The 21,563-nt window shown below is 34.0% G+C and carries 17 protein-coding genes, 1 tRNA gene and 1 pseudogene; 10 read left to right on the top strand and 9 right to left on the bottom strand.

Annotated elements, in window-relative coordinates; translation table 11 throughout:
- Position 1 precedes the first annotated feature (1 nt).
- The 6 genes from polX to UABHE_RS12955 all read left to right on the top strand — a co-directional run bounded on the left by polX (position 2) and on the right by UABHE_RS12955 (position 6,377).
- Entirely contained in the window at positions 2 to 1,717 is a 1,716-nt protein-coding gene (gene polX / locus UABHE_RS12980) for a DNA polymerase/3'-5' exonuclease PolX (protein WP_372370767.1), read from the top strand.
- A 60-nt stretch (positions 1,718 to 1,777) separates the two neighbouring features.
- Positions 1,778 to 1,850 (top strand) — tRNA-Phe (locus tag UABHE_RS12975).
- Between the two features lie 206 nt (positions 1,851 to 2,056).
- Positions 2,057 to 3,391 carry a cytochrome P450 gene (locus tag UABHE_RS12970; protein ID WP_372370766.1) on the top strand — a complete coding sequence of 445 codons (1,335 nt, stop codon included), beginning with the start codon at positions 2,057 to 2,059 and terminating at the stop codon, positions 3,389 to 3,391.
- Positions 3,384 to 4,349: a hypothetical protein gene (locus UABHE_RS12965; RefSeq protein WP_372370765.1), complete on the top strand. Its 966-nt coding sequence runs from the start codon at positions 3,384 to 3,386 to the stop codon at positions 4,347 to 4,349. Before UABHE_RS12970 ends, UABHE_RS12965 begins: the two co-directional genes overlap by 8 nt.
- Positions 4,346 to 5,668, top strand: a complete 1,323-nt coding sequence (locus UABHE_RS12960) for an FAD-dependent oxidoreductase (protein WP_372370763.1) — start codon at positions 4,346 to 4,348, stop codon at positions 5,666 to 5,668. Before UABHE_RS12965 ends, UABHE_RS12960 begins: the two co-directional genes overlap by 4 nt.
- The gene (locus UABHE_RS12955) at positions 5,661 to 6,377 is read left to right on the top strand and encodes a glutathione S-transferase family protein (protein WP_372370761.1); all 717 of its coding nucleotides are present in this window, start codon (positions 5,661 to 5,663) and stop codon (positions 6,375 to 6,377) included. The genes UABHE_RS12960 and UABHE_RS12955 overlap by 8 nt, the downstream gene beginning before the upstream one ends.
- 8 nt (positions 6,378 to 6,385) lie before the next feature.
- On the opposite strand, the gene UABHE_RS12950 is transcribed toward UABHE_RS12955, so the two are convergent.
- Both UABHE_RS12950 and UABHE_RS12945 read right to left on the bottom strand, forming a co-directional pair.
- The gene (locus tag UABHE_RS12950) at positions 6,386 to 8,926 is read right to left on the bottom strand and encodes a tetratricopeptide repeat protein (RefSeq protein WP_372370760.1); all 2,541 of its coding nucleotides are present in this window, start codon (positions 8,924 to 8,926) and stop codon (positions 6,386 to 6,388) included.
- A 34-nt stretch (positions 8,927 to 8,960) separates the two neighbouring features.
- Positions 8,961 to 10,217: a serine/threonine protein kinase gene (locus UABHE_RS12945; protein ID WP_372370758.1), complete on the bottom strand. Its 1,257-nt coding sequence runs from the start codon at positions 10,215 to 10,217 to the stop codon at positions 8,961 to 8,963.
- A 178-nt stretch (positions 10,218 to 10,395) separates the two neighbouring features.
- On the opposite strand from UABHE_RS12945, the gene UABHE_RS12940 reads away from it, so the two are divergent.
- The 3 genes from UABHE_RS12940 to UABHE_RS12930 are packed head-to-tail and all read left to right on the top strand — an operon-like array spanning position 10,396 to position 13,684.
- A complete protein-coding gene (locus UABHE_RS12940) occupies positions 10,396 to 11,127 on the top strand; it encodes a SpoIIE family protein phosphatase (protein ID WP_372370757.1) in 732 nt (243 codons plus the stop codon).
- Positions 11,127 to 12,323, top strand: a complete 1,197-nt coding sequence (locus UABHE_RS12935) for a hypothetical protein (protein WP_372370755.1) — start codon at positions 11,127 to 11,129, stop codon at positions 12,321 to 12,323. The genes UABHE_RS12940 and UABHE_RS12935 overlap by 1 nt, the downstream gene beginning before the upstream one ends.
- A 50-nt stretch (positions 12,324 to 12,373) precedes the next feature.
- Positions 12,374 to 13,684, top strand: a complete 1,311-nt coding sequence (locus UABHE_RS12930) for a protein kinase (protein ID WP_372370752.1) — start codon at positions 12,374 to 12,376, stop codon at positions 13,682 to 13,684.
- A 99-nt stretch (positions 13,685 to 13,783) separates the two neighbouring features.
- Here the strand turns inward: UABHE_RS12930 and UABHE_RS12925 are convergent, their stop codons facing one another.
- The 6 genes and pseudogenes from UABHE_RS12925 to UABHE_RS12900 form a co-directional block, all read right to left on the bottom strand.
- Positions 13,784 to 14,977 (bottom strand): GAK system CofD-like protein, encoded by a 1,194-nt coding sequence (locus UABHE_RS12925; protein WP_372370749.1) that lies wholly within the window; start codon positions 14,975 to 14,977, stop codon positions 13,784 to 13,786.
- Between the two features lie 289 nt (positions 14,978 to 15,266).
- Complete coding sequence (locus UABHE_RS12920; protein WP_372370748.1) at positions 15,267 to 15,557, bottom strand: hypothetical protein; 291 nt, start codon at positions 15,555 to 15,557, stop codon at positions 15,267 to 15,269.
- A 531-nt stretch (positions 15,558 to 16,088) separates the two neighbouring features.
- On the bottom strand, positions 16,089 to 17,720 hold the full coding sequence (locus tag UABHE_RS12915) for a zinc ribbon domain-containing protein (protein WP_372370747.1): 1,632 nt from the start codon (positions 17,718 to 17,720) through the stop codon (positions 16,089 to 16,091).
- A pseudogene (locus UABHE_RS12910) lies at positions 17,650 to 18,281 on the bottom strand (IS607 family transposase). The gene UABHE_RS12915 and the pseudogene UABHE_RS12910 overlap by 71 nt, the downstream one beginning before the upstream one ends.
- A 248-nt stretch (positions 18,282 to 18,529) precedes the next feature.
- Positions 18,530 to 18,688 (bottom strand): hypothetical protein, encoded by a 159-nt coding sequence (locus UABHE_RS12905; protein ID WP_372370746.1) that lies wholly within the window; start codon positions 18,686 to 18,688, stop codon positions 18,530 to 18,532.
- Positions 18,675 to 19,925, bottom strand: a complete 1,251-nt coding sequence (locus UABHE_RS12900) for a hypothetical protein (protein ID WP_372370745.1) — start codon at positions 19,923 to 19,925, stop codon at positions 18,675 to 18,677. Before UABHE_RS12900 ends, UABHE_RS12905 begins: the two co-directional genes overlap by 14 nt.
- A gap of 180 nt (positions 19,926 to 20,105) precedes the next feature.
- Between UABHE_RS12900 and UABHE_RS12895 the strand changes: the two genes are divergently transcribed.
- On the top strand, positions 20,106 to 20,681 hold the full coding sequence (locus tag UABHE_RS12895) for a DUF4291 family protein (protein ID WP_372370743.1): 576 nt from the start codon (positions 20,106 to 20,108) through the stop codon (positions 20,679 to 20,681).
- A 324-nt stretch (positions 20,682 to 21,005) separates the two neighbouring features.
- Here UABHE_RS12895 and UABHE_RS12890 read toward each other — a convergent pair whose 3' ends face one another.
- Positions 21,006 to 21,404: a hypothetical protein gene (locus tag UABHE_RS12890; RefSeq protein ID WP_372370742.1), complete on the bottom strand. Its 399-nt coding sequence runs from the start codon at positions 21,402 to 21,404 to the stop codon at positions 21,006 to 21,008.
- Positions 21,405 to 21,563: the final 159 nt, after the last annotated feature.

Here is a 21,563-nt window from a genome sequence, read left to right as displayed (position 1 = left end):
AATGCAAAAAGAACAAGTCATTAGTACTTTAAAACACATTGCAACTTTGATGGAGCTCAAAGGTGAAAATAGTTTTAAAATACGTGCTTTTCACAACGCTTGTCGCGCACTTGAAGCAGAAACGGAAAGTCTTGATATTATTGTAAAAGAAAATCGTTTAACTAATATCAAAGGAATAGGCGAAGGCATTGCCAAAAAAATTGTAGAAATGGTGGTAGATAACAAAAGTACATGGCTGGAAGATTTACAAAATGAAGTCCCTAAAGACTTAGTAAAAATGCTAGGTATTCCAGGACTAGGATCAAAAAAAATACGCACTATGTATAAAGAGCTTGGAATATCAACTTTACAAGATCTCAAGCAAGCTTGTCTTGATAGTAAAATCGAGGTTTTACCTAAATTTGGTAAGAAAATTCAAGAAAATATTCTTTCTGGAATTGAAACACTAAATAAACATGCTGGGAAATATTTGTTTAGTTTTGCTCATATTGAAAGCCAAAAAATTATGGCTTATATGCGTGAGTGTAATTGCATTGATAAATTAGAGATTGCTGGTAGCTTACGACGTAGAAAAGAAATTACTAAAGATATCGATATGCTAGTTGTGGCTTCTGATTCTGAAACAGTGATGCAACATTTTGTGTCATATCCACAGGTCGAGAAGATTATTGGTCATGGACAAAAGAAGTCAAGTATTCAGTTACGTAAAGGTTTACAGGTTGATCTACGTGTTGTTGAAGAACATCAGTTTGCATTTGCGTTAATGTATTTTACTGGTAGTAAAGAACACAACACACAAATGCGTAGTATTGCAAAAAAACGCGGATTAAAACTTAATGAATATGGCTTGTTTAATGACAAAGAAGAAAGTTCTACGTGTAGTAGTGAAGAAGATGTTTTTTTATCTCTAGGTTTGCAGTATGTGATACCAGAACTTCGTGAAAACTTAGGAGAAATAGAGCTTGCCCAAAAAAATGAGTTACCACAGCTCATTTCGCAACAAGATTTAAAAGGTATTTTCCATATGCACACAGAATATAGTGATGGCAAGAATACTGTTCGCGAAATGGCTGAAAAAGCTCAAGAAATGGGATATAAGTACATAGGTATTACAGATCATAGTCAATCACTAACTGTAGCAGGTGGAATGAAGCCTAATGAAGTAAAGAAGCAATTTGCCGAAATTGATGCTTTGAATGAAGAGTTCGATTCTTTCCGTATTTTTAAAGGTGTTGAATCAGATATTCTTGCTGACGGAAGTCTTGATTACGATGAAGATTTGCTTGCTCAGTTTGATTTTATTATCGGTTCTATCCATGGAAACTTTAAAATGAGTGAAGCTGAAATGACGAAAAGAGTAATCACCGCTATAGAGAATCCATATTTGACGATGATAGGTCATCCTACAGGACGTTTGTTACTCAAGCGAGAACCGTATGCAATAAATATGACAGAAGTAATTCATGCTGCCGCAGAAAATAATGTTGTTGTTGAAATAAACGCTCATCCTTTTCGTTTGGATTTAGATTGGCGTTGGGGAAAATTAGCCGCTGAAAAAAATCTATTGACAAGTATCAATCCTGATTCTCATATTGCCGAAGGTTTTGACGATATATATTACGGAATTGGCATTGCTCGCAAAGCATGGTTCAATGCAGAAAGAGTAATAAATACTTGGAAAATAGAGCAAGTCGAAAAGTTTTTTGCAAAAAAATAAAAAAAAATAATTTTATGCCTTGACATTCAAAATAGTCAAGGTATAATCTCCACATTGCTTGGGCAGGTAGCTCAGTTGGTAGAGCAACAGACTGAAAATCTGTGGGTCGGCGGTTCAAATCCGCCCCTGCCCACCTTGCAACTCCTCTTCAAAAAAACAAACACAAAAACCTCCAAACAAATCCAAAACATAATAAAATCCGATTACATTCTATATCCCATTACAAAACAAAACACAATTGATCATATCTCTTAGCAAATTATATTTACAATACACTCATTTCTTAATAAAATCATTCCTAAAACTTCTATAACACCACTGCTAACGAGGAAGAAATCTATGAAAAAACCCCCCGGGCCAAATATTTTTCGAGGTTTAAGCAATGTTATTCATTTTGCTCTCGATCCCATTTCTCTTATGAAAAAAATGCAAAAACAATATGGTGATTTTATCCAAATATGGATGGGGCCTTTACGATTTTTTTTTGTATACCACCCTCGGCATATCCAACATATTTTGCAAACTAAACAAAAAAATTACCTTCATAGTCGCTTAATTTTCGATAAACTCATACCTTTGACTGGATCGAAAGGTCTTGTTCAGTTGGAGGGAGAAAAGTGGAAAAAACACCGCCAAATAACTAATGTCAGTTTCAAGCCACAACAAATGGAATCTTTTGTTCCTTTGATTGTAGAAATTACTCGTAAATCTATTGATAAACTCACTGCGCAGAAAAAATTTGAAATGTGCGATGAAATGACTGATTTAGTATTGAAAACTGCGATGCGTATGCTTTTTAGTTTAGAAGCTGAAGAACAAGTTTCGAAAATTACTACTGCTTTTCTTGAAGCAAATCGCTGTTGTGGAAAACGTATCAAGTCGATCGTTCATCTACCTACTCCTATTCCTTCGCCAAATAATCTTCGATTTAAACGTGCTGTAAAAAAATTAGACGAATTTGCTTATTCGATGATAAAAGAAAGGCGAAAGCAGCAAGATTTTGATAACGATATGCTTGGGACACTTATGGAAAAAGGAAAAGAAGATGAGCAGCAAATGGATGACGTGCAACTTCGTGATCATATGATGACTTTTTTATTTGCTGGGCACGAAACAACCGCTTGTTCTTTGACATGGTGCTTCTATTTAATAAGCCAACATTCCGAAATAGAGCGCAAAATGCGCGAAGAAATCGATAGTGTTCTTGGAGAGCGCGATCCAGAGTATACAGATCTTCCTAAACTGAAATATATTGCAATGGTATACCAAGAAGCACTTCGCTTATACCCTCCTGCGTGGATTCTGGCGCGCCAACCCATTGACAAAGATGAAATAGATGGTAAAAATATTCCTAAAAATTGTAATATCCTTCTTAACATATGGGAAGTTCATCGTCATCCAGATTTTTGGGATGATCCAAATACCTTCGATCCTGAACGATTCTCTTCTGAGAATAGCAAAAAACAACATAGATTTGCATTTTTACCTTTTGGCGCTGGTCCCCGTATATGTAGTGGTGCACGCTTATCAATGGTAGAAGGAGTAATCATTCTTGCGATGTTCTTGCGAAACCATAAATGCACAACAGTACCTGGTCAAAAAATAGAGGTCGAGACGACGATTACTGCTCGACCACGTTATGGGATTATGATGGAGATAGATAAAAATGAGTGAGAATATAGAACTCCCTGAGTATTTACAAAAAATAGGTGTAAAACTCGATTGGCAACAAGTTATGAAAGTTTTAAAGCCAATACTTACAGATTTTCCATTATTTCACACTCGCAAAGAAGAATTATTTCTACATTTTTTACCTACAGGCTATACCTATGTGACAGTGACTTGTATAAATCCAGATGTGTTTTTTAATTTGCTAATCAATAAAACTAAAATTGGTATGCTTATTACTCTTTACGATGATTTAGCTGATCATCCAGACCGTAAAAATCCGAAGTTATTACAAGAGTTGTATAAGGTTCCTTTCCACGAAAACAGAGTAGATTCGAGTTCCTTCAATGACGAAGAAAAATATATTCTAAATTTTGCACAGAGTATGTGGAAAGATATTTTAACTGATATTCAAAAATTCCCTTACTATGATAAATTTTATAATTTTTTTGCTTTTGATATTCAACAATTCTATAACGCCAATTTGTACAGTGAAATGATTTCTGCATACCCAGAAATGGCCAATCAAACTGAAAATCGTACTTATCTTTCTCATAACATGGGAATGATTATTACTGGAATGATGGATTTGATGGCAACACCAAATGGTTTTTTTGCAGAACTAGGTGCTATGCGTCATATTCTTTACAACGGGCAAATGTTAGGAAGACTTAGTAATGTTCTCATTACTCTTGAACGTGAGCTCAAAGAGGGAGATGTTACTAATGAGATATGTAGTTTGGCTTTGCAAAGAATGCAAATAAATGTTGATGATTTGCGCAACAAAAGTGTCATAGAATTAAAAACACTTTTTCAGCCAATTATTGATGAAATGTATGTAGAACGTCAACGACTTTATGAAGAAATCAATAAAGTTAAAATTAAAACGTTTTGCGTCCCTAGTTTTGTAAAAGCAATTAAACTTCTACATGAACTTCATGCTAGTATGCGAGGTGATATATGAGTTTAGTAAAAGATCACGCTATCATTCTTGGTGCTGGAATGGCCGGTTTACTTAGCGCCAAAGTCGCTTCTCAACACTTTGCAAAAGTTACTTTAATTGACAAAGATCTTTTTCCTACAGATGTGTGTCCACGTAAAGGCGTTCCTCAAGCGGTACATCTTCATGTTCTTTTGCAAAGAGGTCTTTTTATTTTAAACGAACTTTTTTCAGGAATTGAAAATGACCTAGTTGCTAAAGGTGCTGTACAAATTGATTGGGCAAAGGATAGTTTGTGGATGAATCCATTTGGATGGATTCCGCGCTTTGATTCAGATCTCATTGCCTATACTTGTTCGCGATGGATGTTGGAACACACAGTTCGCGAAAGGGTTATGGCAATTCGCAATATAACTATTTGTCCACAAACTGAGTGGAAAGATTTCATAATAGACGCGCAAAATGAAATTTGCGGTGTAGTTGTAGAAGTAAACAAAGAAGAACAGCAAATTCATGGTGACTTGGTTATAGATACAACGGGAAAAAATAGTAAAACAATTAAAACATTGGAGCAACACGGTTTTCCCGCACCTCCAGAGTCGCGTATAAATTCATACTTAGGTTATGGTAGCCGCCACTACCGTATACCTGATGGAAATAGAGACTGGAAGCAACTTTATATTCAAATGAAACCACCACAGTCCTTTCGCGGTGGCGTATTACAACCAATAGAAGGAAATAGATGGATTGCTACACTTATTGGAGCGAATAAGGATTATCCTCCTGCTGATGAGGAAGCATTTCTAAGTTTTGCTAAAAGTTTACGCAGCCCAAATTTTTATGAAGCTATTCGCAATGCTGAGCCGCTGAGTAAAGTGTATTGTTATCGAAATACCGAAAGTAGATTACGCCACTTCCACAAAATGGCAAAAATTCCAATAGGACTAGTTTGTATAGGAGATAGTGTGTGCGCGTTTAATCCTGTTTATGGGCAGGGAATGACGGTAAGTGCTATATCAGCGCAAATACTAGATTCTTGCCTAAATAAAACATCTATTTCGCGCAGTCAATTTAGTAGAACATTCTACAAAAAATTGAGTAAAGTTAATTCTATGCCATGGTTAATTGCCAATAGTGAAGATAGTCGAATACTGTCCTCTTCTGGACAAAAAATGTCTTTCTCTTACAAACTAATTCATTCCTTTCTCGATCGAGTTCTTTATAGTGCTACACTACAACCAAATATCCACAAGTCTTTTCTAAAAATTTTACACATGACGGAACCAATGTATTCTCTTGCCAATCCGAAAATACTTCTTTCTTTGAGGAAAAGCCGTGATTGAATTACACCAATACCCAGGTTCTTGGGGATTACCTAGTTCTAGTCCTTTTTGTATAAAAGTAGAAACGTACTTACTTATAACACAAATACCTTATAAAACAGTATGGGAAAACAATCCAGGGCGAGGTCCAAAAGGCAAAATGCCCTTTATTAAAGATCAAAAAAAAGTAATTGCTGATTCCTCTTTTATACTAGAGTATCTACAGAGCAACTACGAGCCAAATCTTGATTTAAATATGGATGAAACGCAAAAAGTGATAATGCTTGCCTTTCAACGTTTAATAGAAGAAAGTTTGTATTGGGTTTTATTGTATTCAAGATGGGGAGATACGCAAGGTTGGCAAGAAATCAAAAAAGAAATTACTCCCATGCTGCCACCACTAATAGGAAAAGCTATTATCCATATAATTCGTAAGAATCTCTTACGCCAAGCTTATGCTCAGGGAATGGGGAGGCATACACGCGAAGAGATATATAGCATAGGAAAGTCAAATATTGAAGCGTTAGCAAAATTTTTGGAAAATAAGCCGTATTTTTTTGGCGATAAACCACGTAGTATAGATTGTAGTTTCTATAGCTTTTTAATTACTATTCTTCAGTCGCCAGTTACAGGACCATTACAAGATTATACAAAATCTTTTGTAAATTTAAGAGAGTATTGTGCTCGGATTTCTGAAAAATATTGGCAAACTGATGGGAATAATTGTTGATAATTATGTTATCGTTTTTCTTGGCGTAATTCATCTATATATTGTTGTATTTCGCTTTTGGTTGCGCCAAGAGCTAGAGCTTTTTGGAAGTTTGCCATCGCAAGTGAAGTGTTGTTTCTATTTTTGTACATGATACCTTTTTGTAAGTAAAGAAGACTACTCTTTGGCTCTAAAGATATTGCCTTTTTGAAGTTTTGTTCTGCTTTTGTGTATTGTTGCATATCAGAGTATAGCAGTGCTATATTTCCATAAAGTAAAAAATTATTGGGTTGTAACTTTATTGCAGTACTTAAGTCTTTCTCTGCGAGTTTAAACTTTTTTTGGGTTATGAATAAAATTGAACGGCTAGTATAAGCTTTTACATTTTTTGGATTGAATTTTAATACAATATTAAAATCTTTTTCCGCTAAATTGTATTTTTTTTGATGTGAATACATTACTCCTCGATTACCATAAGCTTCTGTATTTGAAGGGTCTAATTCAATTGCCCTTGTTAGATATTTTATGGCAAGAGTGTATTTTTTCTCTAAAGCATGTAAATATCCGTAATTACAGTAAGTATCTGTGCTTTCATATTTTAAAGAAAGAGCTTTACTTATATCCTGCCTAGCGGCAGAATGATTTCCGAGTTTAATGTTAAGAGTTCCTTTCATAGCATAAACTTCACCATCTTGGAGGTTGTTTTTTACTACTTGCGAAATATCATCAAGAGCTTTCTTATATTTTTTTTGAATATTATAAAGTTTTGCACGATTGAAATAACTTTTCGTGTGACTTGGTGAAATTTTAATTGCTAGAGAAAGATTAGCCTCTGCTAAACTATATTGTTTTAGTCTAAAATAGACAAGACCAAGTGAATTGTAAGCATTGGCATTTTGTGGATCAAGAGATATTACTCTTTGATAATGTTGTTCTGCTAAAGTATATTTCTGTTGTTGTTCATAGATAAGTCCTAAGTAGTAGTAAGCTTTTATAAAGCGAGAGTTTATTTTTAATATTTGATGAAAACACCGTTCTGCTTGATCAAAAAGATCTTGTCTAGCGTACATAACACCTTGATTTTGGAGGGTAAATGTATCTTGAGGAGCTAGCATTAAAGCCTTTTTGTAATCCAATTCTGCTAAACGGTAACGCTGTTGTAGAGTATGTATATTTGCTCTATTACTATAGGCGTCTGACTCATTTATGTTTAACCTAATTGCCGCGTTTAAATCTGGAAGTGCTAGATTAAATTTTTTTTGATTTGAATATAAAATACCTCTGTTCATGTATGCTTTAGCGTATTTGGGATCTAGAGAAATGGCTTTAGTATAATCTAACTCTGCAAGTTTATTTAATCCTTGTTTACTGTACGCAATTCCTCGATTTGAGTACGCTTGCACATATTTCTCGTCTAAACGTATTACTATGTCAAAGTCTTGTTTTGCAAGATCATATTGTTGTGTTTGTGTATAAGCGAAACCGCGATGAAAGTAGGCTTTTATAAAAGTTTTGTCTATATAAATAATTTTACTGGCGTAGGTTATAATTTTTTGGTATTCATTCGTTCCAATAGAACGAACAATTTCGTTCATATAAAAAGTAATATTTTTTTGAGAATCAGTGGTTGGTGATAAAAACACATACGATAGAGGTATGATAACTAGCAGTGGAAGAATGATAGATATTAACACTAAGTTTTTGCGCAATACAATGAGTGGTTTCTCTAAATAACTCCATATAAAATTGTTGCTTTGCAAAAGAGATAACATTTTGGCTGTAGAACGTAAGCGCAGTAGACTATTTTTACACAAAGCTTTTTCTATAATATTTGATAGATGTAAAGTACGCTTATCGCAAATAGTTGATATTGCGGCTAAAGACGGTAAATCATTTTCAATAATATTTGTCATCGTTGCTATTTGACTCCCGGCAAAAAAAGGAGAGTGTTGTTGCCAAGTAACAAATTGATAAAAGATTACCCCTAGGCTGAAAACATCGGTGTTTTTACTTGATTTTCCATTTACTTGCTCTGGACTCATGTACGATATTGTACCAATAATCTCATCTGATTTTGTAAGTGTTGTTAGTTCTTTATTGGTTGATTTAGCTATTCCTAAATCGAGAATTTTGGGACTAAAATCACTTCCTGTAAGCATTATATTTGCCGGTTTTAAATCGCGATGAATAATATTGTTTTCATTTAAAAAAACAATGGCATTGCAGATCTGTACCATGATTTCGAATTGTTTGTCCAAAGATATACTTTGAGGGTGTCTTTTTATGAACTGTTTGAGAGTAATGCCGGTAACATATTCCATAACAATAAAGTAGTAATTTTGATGAGTAAAAAAATCAAGCGCTTTGACTATACTAGGATGATTCATTTTTTTCATGAAGTAGTATTCTCGCTTGATACGACGAATTTCTTTTTGAGATGAATTATTATTTGTTAGACATTCTTTTATCGCGACGTTATGTTGTGTTTTTGTGTCTGTGGCCAAATACACTTTGCCCATACCTCCTTGGCCAATGACTTTGTGTATTGTGTAGCGATTGTTTAGCAACATAAAATCCTCTTATAGTTTGTAAATTTTTAATAAATTAATTGTCTAGTATTTTACGTAAGCGTGTACCTTTGAATTTTTGTATGAGCTCTAAACCTTTATTTGTGTATTTGCTTTTGGTAATGAAGCGGCGTAATTGTAGTTTGCCGTCCGAGCCTTCTAGGAATCGCAGCTGTCGTAGTTGTTTTTGTGTGTAGTTTTCAAATTTAGATTCGAAAATGTCAATATAAGCTTGCAATGAATTGTTAGTAGGCCCAAATCCTTTTGCATACATATATTGTTGCTCTAAGTGGTCACAAATTTCACCAGCGTTTTGGTAACGATTATTTGGGTCAATTGCCAGCATTTTCATTACGCAATTTGATAGTACTAGAGGAATATCATTCATAACTTCTGTAGGAGGAATTATTTTTTCTTGATGGCGGTGGCGAATATAATCTGTTTGTTCTTCAAGACTTAATCCTAAAGGAGTTGCGAATAAGTTAATTCCCGTTAAGCAAAAATAAGTAACGACCCCCAGAGCAAAAATATCAACTCGATGATCATACACCGGAGTTAATAACTGTTCCGGAGCCATGTAGCCTAGTTTTCCCATTAACATTCCTAGTTGGTCTTTTCCACCAACAGCAACACCAAAATCTGAGAGTTTTGCAACGCCGTGATTGTTAACAAGTATATTTTCAGGTGAAATATCCCGGTGAATGATGTATTTATGAGCATATTCCAAGGCGCGACAAATACGACTTATGATAAATGCTGTCAAAATGGGTGGAAGTAATATATGTTGGCGGCGATGTGCGCGAAATAAATTACCTAGATCTGTGCCTTCGACATAATCCATAACAATTAGGTACAATTTCTGTTGTGAAATGTTATGTTTCTTTTCTAGTACTTTTACTGGCCGTTCTTTTTTGCGCCCATGATAACGACGAAAAACTAAGGGAACTTTTTTGGGTTGTTGACGGAGTTTATTGTACTCTAACCCTTTAAGATCCTCTTGGAAATTTTCAGGAAACAATTCGACAGGAACAGCTTCTAACCCATAAGTTTTTACTATGTTTTCATGACGTAATTGCGTTGAAATATTTGCTTCTTTTTTTAGCATATCAATGTATGCCGGAGATAGATTTTTTATTGTTTTTAGTACGATCAAATCGCAAACCCCCTCGCTTAGTTTTTCAGCAAGGTACACAATTCCCATACCACCACGTCCGATTTCATTTACTAACTCGTAAGTGGAAGTAGAATGAAAGGCGAGTCCATCTAACGGACATACTTCTTTTTCTTCTGACACTTTTTTCTCCATTAAAAATATTTTTTGTGCTAGACTAGTGACGCACCCTAAATTACTTTTGCTTAGAGGTGTCGACACAAAGATAATAAAAATTCATTGAGACAACTTAATAATTTTATCATGTTTTTCAACAGGTACAAGCTGGAAAACGCGGTTGTAACCGAAAAGGATAATTTTTATGCTTTCTGATAACTTTCGCGATAATTTCATACAAAGAGATAAACTTGCAAGCTGGCAAGTTGTTAGTGCTTTTAAAGCTTACAATGACGAATTCCCCGGTGGTGATCGTTTTTGCATCGAACTTAATAATAGTGGAGCTTTGTGTTTTTACATTGCTGATGCTACTGGCCATGGTAATTATGCTGCCGAGCTTTGGAAATGTTGCCGCGATGAATTTGATAGAGAATGGCAACATTTTTTAGATACACCTTTTTCACAAGAAGTATTGTATGAGTTTTCTCAGACAATAAATGAAATACTTTACAAAAAAAAAGAAGAATGTAATACACAATTGTGTATTGCTATAGGCTCTATTCGTGATAATTGTTTATCGTTCGCCAATTTTGGCTATGGAACTCATTTACTTGTACAACAAGATTTAGCTACTTGGAAATCTCCAGCTCAGGAATATTCATTTGGTTTAAAATTAGGGTGGATAAATGGCAATGCTTGGAAGAATTCGCCTCGATCATTTGTGTATAACGAAATAGAAAATGTACGCCGTATTATATTGATGACTGATTGCTTTTTAGGAAATGATTTTGAAAATCCAACACAAACGTTGGCTGATATTGAAGATATGAATAAACATTGTACGGCACTCGATTTTGAACAGGTAATACCTTATTTTTTGAATACATTTCCCTGCGATGGTGATGATCTATCTCTTATTGTTGTTGAGGCTGTTTAATGAAATCAAGCAACATGCTACTTACTGTCGCTGGATTTTTTTTTATTAATGCACTGCTTTATAATTATTTTACCCTTGTGTTTTTTAGTGCACGTTACTTTCCATTTATAGATCTTTCCGAACATAAATATAGTATTTTGTTCATTCAGTTTACATACTTTTCTCTGTGCGTATTGTTTGTTTTTTTGTCTTTCTATGCTAAAAAATATTGTAATGAGAAAAAGAAGATTATATATGTCCCTTGTTTCTTCTTACTAAGCATACTCGCTCTAGCTGCTCTTTGTGAGTTGGCTCTTATACCTTTTATCGATCTTACTCCTATATATACTACCGATGCAAAAAGAGGGTGGAAGTTAAAGGCAAATTCTAAGGGAAGTATTCTAGGTACCAAATATTCTATTAATGCGAAAGGGGTTCGTGGGAAAGAAATTGATTATGAACCCAATTTAAAATATAGAATATTATATCTTGGAGATTCGGTAATGTTTGGTTTTATGATAGAGAAAGACGCCAATACTTTACCTTATAAAATAGAACAGTGCCTTGGGGATCGTGGTCTTACTGTAGAAACAATAAATGCAGGTGTTTGTGGTTATTCGCCTTCACAGGAGTATGAATATTTAATAAATGAAGGAATAAAATATCACCCCAATTTAGTAGTAGTTTCTGTTGTGTTAAATGATGTTAGCGATAAGATGTTTTTCAAAAATATGGGAGATAATATTGTTGGGTTTGAATTGCTATCACAAAAAAAGATATCGAGTAGACTAGAGTTATTACTGCAAATGTTGTATACCAACAAAACAAAGCGTAGAAACTATTTTTCAGTCAATAGAGAGCTTTGTGATTTTCCTCAGCATCAAAAATTTGCACAATACTTAGAAAAAACATTTGAAGAACTTCAGAAAATAGATCTATTTTGTAAAAAACGCAGTATTAAAACGCTGTTTGTCTTTTTTCCGTGTAGATATCAGTTAACAAAAAATACACTAGCGATTTCTCCACAAAAAAAACTACAAAAAGAATTTCAATATCTAGATTTACAACATGTTTTTTTTCAAGCGACCTTACAGCAACAAATTTCAACTTATTATCTAGACTTTTGGCACCCTACAGTGCAAGGCTATCAGTTAGCGGCTGAAAAAATAACTCAATACTTAGAACAAGAGATTCCTTCCGAATATTTTAATAAATAGAATTCAGTTTCGATTCGAAACTTGACATATTCTTTCGTTAAGGATAAAAAATGTTTTTACCTCGTATGTCTTTAAAATCACAAAAGAAAAGTTTAGTTTTTTTAATAAAAGCGCCAGATGGAATCCCGTGGGCAATGGCTGTGTTCCGAGGAACTTCTCCACAAGAATACTTAAAGCCCGTTGCAGCAGCACTAGGTTATGAAACCACTTCCGAAAAATGGGGAAGTAAATTTAATGCTGTGACAAATTCACTCCAAGAAATTATCGATAACCGCCAATTTTTTTCTTTAAAGCATGAAGAGAATACATGTCGCGAATTTTATATATCGAGTAGTGATATGAAGTATCTTTTTGGCCAAACAATATTACGGAAAATTATCAATACATTTAACAATTGTAATACCATTGTCTCTTCTGATCGTTTGGAGTCAGAATTTGATGACTCTAGGTCGTATGATGTTGATGAATTGACTAGTATAGAAAAGAAAAAACAAATTAATGAAAAACTTCATGCTTCTTCTCCCAAATTAGCTATCCAAACGGACGGTGAAGAATTAGGAATTGTACGCTTACGGCAAGACCGGAGTGTCCTTTGGGATCGCTATTTTATTTGCGAAGATTTAACGCACCTGAAAACGGTGAGGTATTCTGCTTACAAAGCTGACAATGTTATTGCTGAGGATGTTTTAAATAAAAAATATCTTCAATTACGAAAATTAGACCGGAATTTTGAATGGAAATGTAAAATTGAAATAAGCGAGTTAATTGGTCTTTTAGCAAATTTGGCATTTTCTTTAAATATTCTTCATGACAAAGGTGTCGTGCATTCAGATTTAAAACCAGATAATATTCTTATTACTGAAAATGGAATGGTTGCTATTGATAGCATGGATACAGCTGTTGGAAAAAATTCCAAAGGTATAACTATTAAATATGCTGCTCCAGAACAAATTATGAGAGAAACTGTTTCTGTTCAGACTGATCAATATGCTTTTGGAGTTATACTCAGTGAATTGTTCGGAGGAGTGATTTACGGAGAAGAAGTAAATTTTGTTATTCCGACAGGTGGAAAAAACAGTGCGCGCACGACGATGTTAAAAAATCCTGGTGTGTTTTTAGATCCTACTACTTGCGCTTTACCAACGAAATCAATTTCAGTGGTACGTTCTTTGATATCAAAATGTTTAAGTTTTAAACCAGAGAATCGTTTTTTTTCGATGAATGAAATTGGAAAAGAAATGCACCGGTGGCTTAAAGATTATGAGTTTTCGTTTAGATTAGATTGCCCACTTGATTTTGGAGTATTAAAGCAAGATAATAAAGAGAAAGATTATTGGTTATTAACAGATTCTTACCGATGATGTTTCTGTTTGATCAAAGTTCAAGTAGAAATTTAAGAATCACGCTCTTATACGAGATTGGGCTGGAAAGAATAGACAATATTTTGAATGATGACAAACCTAAATAAAAGATAACAAAATATCGATAAGTTTATTTGCATCCAATAATGGTTTACTGCTTTCACTAATTAATGAAATGTCAATGACTTGTAGACCCATTTCCTGAATTATTTGTATATGTTTTTTTATATCAGGAGATTGGTGACTACTCGAATCTAATAGTACAAAGTTGAGCAATTTATGCGTAGGAACTTCTTTTGAAAAATCGCGTTGTAGATAAGAGAGGAGCATTTTGACTGTAGAGGAAGGTGTCATTCCTAATTGCTCTGGATCTTTGCCATAGTTAAGTATCAAGATTTTGGGGCAACTATTTTGTGCAATAGCTGTGGCTGTATGTTGTGGGATAAAATGGGCTATTAGACTACTATAAAAACTTCCCATAGGATAGCATATTAACTCAGCTTTTTTTATGGTGTTTTTTATTTTTTCGTGGATAGTTGGTTGTACTTCTTTTTTGCTATCTAAGGATTTTGTTAAATATATTCGTTTGATAGGGGATGTAATTTCTGGTGTTTCTTTTCCAGTAATAAGATGCTGTCCTACAAAAAATTGTCCATTCTCTAATTCCGTGGCAAGATGATAATTTCCACCGATAATGGGGCGAACCACTCCACGTACTTCAACTAGCTTTGAAAATAAAAAGATTACCGAATCAATATTGCGATTATAATTCAAGTAACCTCCTACGAGAATAAGATTACCAATATTTGCTCCCTGCAATGGAAAATTCTTTGTCATTTTTTGAGCAAAGAACTGTAAATTGTAGCGAATAATTTTGCGCATAGGATTAGAAATATTTTTCACTAAATAATGGCTACCATCCACTAAAGAGTGTAACTCTTTTATTAAAATTTCGTTAGGATCTTGCGAAAATCGCGTACCGAAAAGTTCATATATCTCGGGTGCGCCGCGTACCGATTGGTCAGCTAAAGCCATTAGCCTATTACGTAGATCTCCTACTGCAATCATTTCAAAAGCCTGACGCAATGTCGCAGAGCTTCCACCTGAATCGAAAGGAGTGATTAAGTGAATGGAGTTGTGTGTGTAGCGAATTAGCTGTTGGCTTAGTTTTTTTAATGCACTTCCACCGCTAAAAAATAAAATCTTAGGTCCTAATTCCGGACTGCGTCGGTAGCGTTCTAGTTTAACAGTGTCAGGTATTTCTATTGTGCGTGTAACTGTAACTTTAATCAAAATATTCTCGCAAATAATTCTTTGCTTTAGCAAACTCAGGTTTTTGTTAACTTTTGTGCATATTTTCTTACTAATCTGTCATTATGCTAAGCAGAAGACAACCGAAATCGTTTTATTTATATTTTCTTTCCAATTTACTGGTAAACTTTTCTTTGTAAAGTTGTTACCTATAAGAATATCGTATTTTTCTTCCAATTGCTATAACTCTTCTGAAGATAATTTCTCTAGAAAAAAATTTTTGGTAGTCCATATCATGTCGTGATTAGGTACTGTTGACGAATTGCTGTTATTAAGATAAAGTGTATCTTCCAAAGAGTGTCCATTGTGCCTCTTTTCTTAATTTTTTTTGCTTGCGCTCATTTGTTGTTTTTATAACAGCTTCAATATCTAGAACATTAATACAGAAAATGGGATTGTCGCAATATTCAGAAGAAAAAAAAGAATCAATATTATTCCAGTGAATTGAAAAATCACTACCTTTCTTTCCAATAAAAATTCCTTGTGGTTGCAGAATAAAGTAGTTGGTTGCAGTGAATTCAAGTAATACTGCTGTTGATAAAAGCACACCAAAAGAAATCAATATAAGTCCGCAGGCAAATAGAATATCCTTGTCGCTTGTACTTTTATAAAAAGATAGTTGAATTGTCGCAGTTCCTACAGCAATAATTCCTACAGATAATAGTACCGATTTAAGTTTATTTATTCTAATTGGTTTTTCTACAGGAATAAGTATCGCAGCGTTTTCTTTTTCAAATAACTTTGCTTGTTTACGTTTATTAATTAGGGCGTGTCATCATTCAAAATATTGTGTGTTTTTTCGAGCCCGAGCCCGTTTTCGAAACTTTCACTAACAATTTATCAAAGAAGCAAAGTTTCTTTTTCCATCGCAAAAAACTAGTATTGAACCAATAAATCACTTTCTGTCGCTCTCAAAAAGTTTTCGGGCGCGGGCTCGCAAACGGGCTCGGGCTCAATACTACTGGCGTATCATTAAATGAATCCGTTATATTTTTATCTGTATTGAATGATGGCACGCCCTAAATTACCTAACATAAACATAAACACAAACCGTTCCTCTTTAAACTAAAAAATCCAAAGTAGTGGATAACATTCATACGCGAAGGATTCCAAAGATAGTACCTTTAAAAGAATTAAAACTCTTTTGTACGACTTTGGAAGAGAGGGAAACAGAATGTATCCAGCCCAACAAACAATAAATGTGACCTTTGCAATGGGTTGTAGCAAAGGCGTCCTGACGGAACAGTGAATCAGGTAAACGAGTCTTCTTATAGACGACTGTTTTTGTACATTTTTTGAGATTCTTTTTAAAAATGGCTTTCCGAGCAATATTCAAGCACGCGACATAATCACGATCAGCGGAGAATGTGCAATTTGGACAATAAAACCAAGGAAGAGATTTGTGTTGTTTTTTGTGGTTATCAGAAGATGAAAAGTGTTGCCCTTTGTGCGAACATTTTGGGCAAATGGAGCTGGTACCTGCTGGATGAATAGGCTTTTGTAAAGAATAACCACACAGACTGGCTTTATAATCAGTCAGAGCAATAATTTTTTGGCGGACAGTGGTGTTTATTTGATGATTTTTATTACGAGAGTAACCACGAGATTTAAGTGATTTTAGGTTTTCATAATAGATTTTTGAGCAATTGTAGTGTTTGGCAAAAAAGACAATGATGTTCGCGGCTGTGTGTGAGATTTCTTTGTTAATCAATGAAATTTTATTCCATCTTTTGGCAATTTCTCTATTACATTTTTTGAATAACGAATCTTTGTGGAGAAGCTTATCGCGCTTGCTTTTCCAGTGATCAATATCTTTGTAAATTCGTTGTAATTTACTTTGTATCCCACAAAAATTAGCAAAATATGGCTGCGAAAGTTGTTCGCCTTTGTTATTAAAAACACAAAGAGTAAGAAGTTTACGTACTCCCCAATCAATGGTAATAAAATTTTCGCTTTTTTGTTTTTTAGGTTTTTCGACAGTGATTTTAAAGTCAAGAATTGGCAAATAATCACCATGAACACAATCAAAGCGAAGATCAGGAGATGTTATTTGTTTCTCTTCGAGAAAAGAGGGAAGTTTTATATTTGTTTCTAACCAACGCCATTTTATTTGTTTACCACAGCGATCTATCACTTTGAAACTGAGTTTTATTTTGTCTTTATCTTTCGTTAGTTTTATCGCTTGTCCATCATCAGGCGCGTAAGTCAGTATTTTCTTCTTTACTTTCGGTGGTTTCTGTAAAGCGTAAAAATCTTCAGGAACATCTCGATGTTTACGTTTATAATTGATTACTTGCTCTCTGATGTTTTTGACATAATCTGCTTTTTCGAATATTTCGTTTTTAATGAGTAGTTTGTTTGTCCACTTCTTCGGATCATTTGTTTCCTTCATCAGCAGATTAAATACTCGCATGCGATCTCGTACTTGGCGCATCGTTCGACCAACAATCTCCAGCACCCCACGATTGATTCGACTTGGCATTTTACTTTTTTTGTATAACTTTACAAATATCGGCTCTAACACCTTGTATGAATACTTGCTGTTATTTCCATCAAATACACTATACAACTTGTTTTTGTGCGCAAACTCCAAGTACTCATTCGCTTTTTCTTGTACATAAGCCAATGTTTCGCGTAATTTTTCGGCTACTTCCTTATTCTTTATTGGAATTGGAAACGCCAGTACTTGTCCGTTTTTTATTTTGTCTTTTTTTTCTTCGCTCATGCGAACGCCGTCCATAGATTTTTGCGCAATATACCGTTAACACTGACAAAACATCTTCTACAACTACTTCTTCAAATTTTTTCTCTGGTCTTTCATTTAGCACTACTAGTTCTACATTTTTCGCTGTACAAACTTGTTCTAATATTTGTGTTGCAAAGCGCATTAACCTATCTTTATAAGATACCACCACTTGCTTTACATTATCATTTAGTATTAAACTTAGTAACTTTTTTAGACCTCGTTTTCGTAATTTAATCCAGATCCTATTTCTGATATTTCTACTACATTTGATGTTTTGTGTTTTTCACTATAATTCTTTAGCTCTTGTTTTTGCCTCACTAAGTCTTCTTTTTGATCATGCGCACTTACTCTTGAATATAGTATTGTTTTTTTATTTTCGTTTTCAATACCAAGCTTTTTTTCTATGCCTTCCAGGTTGTATCTTCTATGTCCACCTAATGTCCGTATTGCTTCTAATCTCCCCTGTTTTGTCCAATCGCGAATTGACTGTGTTGTTACACCAAAAAACTCTGCTACTTTCCCAATACTTATCCATGTCATTTTATTTCTTCCTGACACAGTAATTTCACTTGTTTTACACTATGATAACGTATAATAAAACAAAGTTCAAATAAAAAAAAGTATGTTTTCCGTAAGTTAGGTTTTCAGCATTACTAAGTACTCCAGTATAAATTTTCGGGTATAAAAATAAAACTTATGATAAAGAATACCGTTTCCACCTATTCTATTACTTTTTCGGATGATATCCGAAAACTTTTGCATGGCTGCTTACTTTAGATTTTTACAAGTTAAATCGTTACTGCAGTGTGCCCTAAACCAAATATTGTGGTGATTGCTAAGGCTGGGGAATCTTTTTGCTTATCAACAATAAAAATTATTATACCTAAGGCGGTGAAAATAAACAGAATTAACACAACTGTGTAGTCTGAAAATTTAGCTTTCATCATGTATCCTTTTTTGTATTTTGTATTTGAAATAGATAGGTAAAAATATAAGCAGTAGAAATGTGAACGACAAAATATGAAATGGAAATCGCCAATAATCACTTAATATAGGCGAATGTTTGACTTTACCTATTCTTGTTGTCCATAATGTTGCTGTTCTACTCCAAACAATAAAAGCATCTGCGATTGGTAATATGCCGCCAAGGTAAAATTTTTCGTTACCAAAAGTGAACGGCAAACCGACCATCTCTGCTGTATTTGAAAGTTTGATGTATAGCGGATCTTTGTGAACTTTAGCGGCTCCTATTGTTACTGCAGATGAAGAAGCGCTAAAACCTAGAATAAGTGGCCCTGAATCTACATCGCCGCTTCCATATTTTCCTTGAGGATATTCTTTTACTGCAGGTAATCCTAAAATAGTTTTTATATATTGTTTACGAAATAAACTATATTGCTGTTTGCTCCATTCTACTGATATTTCTGGTAAAAAACGATTTATTATACTTTGTGAAGTACCACGTGCACCAATGAGCATTTCTCCCGATACATCATTGACGTAATGAGGTAATAGACTGGTGTTTGTATCTAGTTTTTGTTTAACTTTTTTTAGCCAATTATTAATAATATTTTGAAACTTTGGAGAAAACAGATGATCGTGTAAACATAAAACTGCAATACCAACAACACTGTCTACTGGCCACGAAGAATTAGGATAAGAAGTTAAAAACGGTGTTTCACTATTTTTAAATGCAGTAGCTATTTCATGACATTCGTCTATAAATTTTCTGCGGTGACGGCTCTGTAAATTAAGTTTTAGTAAACCGCCTCGTAGCCAATTGAGCCATCCTCTGTAAAAAATCCCCCAAGAAGGTTTCTGACCTTCAGTAAAAGGTTTGCGGCCTTTCTCAGAATCTAAAAAAGATAATCCCCAAGATACTTCTTGTTCTGCTTGTTTTCGTAAATGGGCACTTTCATTTAAGCCAACTTCTACCCATGTTAAACTATAAAGAAGATAAGAAAAAAAATATCCTTCTGGAAACAGAGTTTGCATTTTTTCTGGTGTTTTGTTTTGCAATTTTTTTTTGATAAAATTTAACTGCCGTAATACTTGTTTCGTCGTATTATTATTTGAAGTAGTTGAGTATAATCGGAAGTTGAGAATAATGATTATTAATGTCATTATTATTGTCAATAAATAGTATGCAATTTTTATGGATTTTTTTTTATGATTTTTTGGCATTTGATATATCCTTCTGTTACCAAAATAGTAACAAAGTCAACCTTTAGAGAATTTAGTAAATGTAAATAGGTTCATTTAGTAATACAGCAAAGTACTATTATTGTAATATCATATGCTAAGTAATTAGGATATCATGACATTTCATTGAGATAAAAATCACTATACAGAAATGGGAATTTTATGCCGGTATCGCAAAAAATAATAGCGCTTTATGATAAAAGTAGCGTTTGTGTTTATCAAGCTTTTGGTAAAGAAATTGCTGAAGAAGCGATGAAAAAACAATTTTTAGGAGAGCGATTTTTTCTAGATCGTCTTAGTTGGATTAAGCCTTCTTTTGCATGGATGTTATATCGTTCAGCTTATGCTAGTAAACCTGGACAAGAACGAATATTACGCATTTTTATTTCCCACACACATTTTTATCAAATGTTGGCGCAAGCCATTCCTACAACACAAAATAATAATCTGTTTTCTTCTGGAAAAGAATGGCGTAAGAAATTACAGCAATCTGATGTTCGCTATCAGTGGGATCCTGATCGCAATGGTAGATTAGACAAGATTTCGCGAAAAGCAATTCAACTTGGTTTAGAAGGTGAAACGTTGCGCAATTATGCTAGAAAATGGATTCTCCGTATTGAAGATGTAACACATATTGCTAAAAAGGTAGAGTGTACACCAGAATATTTGAATTTCTGGCCTGATGAGCGCGAGTACTCTGTTGATAGTTTGATTACTCGAAACTTACAAATAAAATGAATAGAGTTGTGAAAGAAAATACTTTCTATCTTTTAAATCAGAACTTTTTAGGAGCTATTTACCTGGCTTCTTGTGTTATCTTACTTCATTGAATGAAGATAGGCCCTCGATAATTATTCTATTTTCGAATTTTAAGTATGACATTATAAATTGATGGTGGAAATACAAACAAAATGTTTTTTCGAGCCCGAACCCATTTCTGAGCCGAGCTCGATTTCAAATTTTTTCATCAAATAAAGAAGCGTTTGCTACAAGTCGCAAGTTATGCATAAAGACAATGATATTTTAACGACATTTTTTATTCTTTGAATGATGACACGTTTACTAGAGTACCTTTAGCACTTGAAGAAGAACCCATACACCTAAACCAATAGAAACAAGCCCTAAAGTCCCTTGATAAGGGCTTAATTTAATAGCTAATTCGTCTAGTTTTGTAGAGTCTTTTACAAAAGTCTTTAAAATGCCAAGACCTAAAAGAAAACCTAGTACCAGTAGGGAGCCTGTTGAGGCAAGTGCTAGAATGAGTGATATTCCAGAATATAGCGAGATATTTAAAATAACTTGAACTAATGCCCAAGCGCCATAAAATGCTGAAACAACGCCTAACCATCCTTGGATAGGTTGTATTTTCTCAATAACTTCTTTTGCATTTGGTTTTTTAGCAATAATTAAATTAGAAGCACCTAGTACACCTAGTGTAATTAACCATATAGCGTTTAACATATGAATTCCTTAAGTCTTTTGTTAAAAGTAAGACCACATTTAGCAGTAAATAATCGTTTATCAAAACTTGATGTGGTTTAAATGAGGTAAGATGTTAATATGTTTAGCGATGAGTTTCAAATAAAATAATTAGAAGTTTGTAAATTAGACTTGCGATTG

Source organism: Candidatus Uabimicrobium helgolandensis (assembly GCF_041508025.1).
GTDB classification, from domain to species: Bacteria; Planctomycetota; Uabimicrobiia; order Uabimicrobiales; family Uabimicrobiaceae; genus Uabimicrobium; species Uabimicrobium helgolandensis.
This window is presented reverse-complemented; position numbering and strand designations above follow the sequence as displayed.

Excerpts from the sequence above, each read along its gene's own strand:
- polX (WP_372370767.1), top strand. The coding sequence starts at position 2 with ATGCAAAAAGAACAAGTCATTAGTACTTTAAAACACATTGCAACTTTG.
- UABHE_RS12970 (WP_372370766.1), top strand. The coding sequence starts at position 2,057 with ATGAAAAAACCCCCCGGGCCAAATATTTTTCGAGGTTTAAGCAATGTT.
- UABHE_RS12965 (WP_372370765.1), top strand. The coding sequence starts at position 3,384 with ATGAGTGAGAATATAGAACTCCCTGAGTATTTACAAAAAATAGGTGTA.
- UABHE_RS12960 (WP_372370763.1), top strand. The coding sequence starts at position 4,346 with ATGAGTTTAGTAAAAGATCACGCTATCATTCTTGGTGCTGGAATGGCC.
- UABHE_RS12950 (WP_372370760.1), bottom strand. The coding sequence starts at position 8,926 with ATGTTGCTAAACAATCGCTACACAATACACAAAGTCATTGGCCAAGGA.
- UABHE_RS12940 (WP_372370757.1), top strand. The coding sequence starts at position 10,396 with ATGCTTTCTGATAACTTTCGCGATAATTTCATACAAAGAGATAAACTT.
- UABHE_RS12935 (WP_372370755.1), top strand. The coding sequence starts at position 11,127 with ATGAAATCAAGCAACATGCTACTTACTGTCGCTGGATTTTTTTTTATT.
- UABHE_RS12930 (WP_372370752.1), top strand. The coding sequence starts at position 12,374 with ATGTTTTTACCTCGTATGTCTTTAAAATCACAAAAGAAAAGTTTAGTT.
- UABHE_RS12915 (WP_372370747.1), bottom strand. The coding sequence starts at position 17,720 with ATGAGCGAAGAAAAAAAAGACAAAATAAAAAACGGACAAGTACTGGCG.
- UABHE_RS12905 (WP_372370746.1), bottom strand. The coding sequence starts at position 18,688 with ATGATGAAAGCTAAATTTTCAGACTACACAGTTGTGTTAATTCTGTTT.
- UABHE_RS12900 (WP_372370745.1), bottom strand. The coding sequence starts at position 19,925 with ATGCCAAAAAATCATAAAAAAAAATCCATAAAAATTGCATACTATTTA.
- UABHE_RS12895 (WP_372370743.1), top strand. The coding sequence starts at position 20,106 with ATGCCGGTATCGCAAAAAATAATAGCGCTTTATGATAAAAGTAGCGTT.
- UABHE_RS12890 (WP_372370742.1), bottom strand. The coding sequence starts at position 21,404 with ATGTTAAACGCTATATGGTTAATTACACTAGGTGTACTAGGTGCTTCT.